The 1,197-nt window shown below is 64.2% G+C and carries 1 protein-coding gene; it reads right to left on the reverse strand.

Going from position 1 to position 1,197, the window contains the following annotated elements; genetic code table 11:
- Positions 1-1,100: type VI secretion system tip protein TssI/VgrG (tssI, locus tag JHD67_RS21370; protein ID WP_199101155.1), on the reverse strand; the 1,100-nt coding region annotated here is incomplete at its 3' end.
- Between the last annotated feature and the right edge of the window lie 97 nt (positions 1,101-1,197).

A 1,197-nucleotide genomic window follows, 5' to 3' on the forward strand; every position in this document is an offset into this window, starting at 1 on the left:
GGCTTGATGCGGTGGGGCGGTTTCCATTCCACGGTGTCGGGCAGCAGTTCGGCGCGGTAGCGGTAGTAGGTACCTTCCACGGCGTCGGCGCTTTCCTCTTCCACGCTAGTGATCTGCGCGCCCCGGTGCACCAGGCGACGTACGCGATAGCCACGGTTCCAGCTTTCGCGCGGATGCCCCTCCAGCTCGAACGCCCAGCCCGGTTGCAGGCGGGGGTCGCAGCCTTCTGCCGCCATGACACAGGCATCGGCACGCAGGGCCATCAGGTGCGTGTCGGTGTAGTGCTTGCCGGTCGTGTCGGTGGCGCCCGGATAGCGACCCGGGTAGCGATACACCTCGTAGTCCGGCGACTGATGCACCAGGCCGTGTGCCCGTTGCTTGCTCTCGTGGTCGTAGACCGGGTGATTCTGGCTGTAGTCCCTTTGCGTTACGTATGCCGTGCGCACCTGCTCGGTGTACTCGAAGGACCACAGACACGGCGTATCGTCATCGCCTGCCCGCTGCGCCACGAAACACACGGCCCCACCCTCGACCACGCCATGCGAGTACACCCGGTCACCCAGCATCAGGCGGTGCCCTGTCTCGCTGTGCGCGAACGTGTAGTACAGCCCCGCTTGCGCCGCCTGGCGATGGATGAAGTCCAGGTCGGACTCGCCGGGCTGCATGACGAATGGATGGGTGGCGTGATCCTTGGTGAGGATCAGCTCGGCGTCCGTGATGCCAGAACGCTGCAACGCTTCCTGGATCACCTGGGGCAGCGTGAGATGCTGATAGATGCGCCAGTCCGCGCGCAACGCGGCGCGGGCAAGCAACGGCTCCATCACTAAGCGGTAGCGCCCTCGGCGAAAGCCCTGCCCCACGCAGGTGACGGCAGACACCACACCATGCACGCGACGAACCACCTCGCCGTCGTGAAGAATGCTGAAGAGCGCCTGCTGATCCAGCAGGCTCTGGAAAGGCCACTCCGGGTCGCTACTGGATAGTTCCAAGTCCAGTTTGAACAGCTCACTGAGGCCTTCCGTAAGCTCAAACGACACCACATCGGCGGCCAGCCCATCGGGACCGTGAAAGGCAAAGCTGATATCGGACTGTTGGGGCATGAGCAGCCTTCCGCGCGACCGTGACGAAGCGCCAAACTGTGCGCGGTCGTGCGGTTGGACGTCTGCCGGATCAATCCCGGCGCAAGGTCATCGTTGG

Origin of the sequence: Dyella sp. ASV21, assembly GCF_016428975.1 — a bacterium.
Classification (GTDB): Bacteria; Pseudomonadota; Gammaproteobacteria; order Xanthomonadales; family Rhodanobacteraceae; genus Dyella.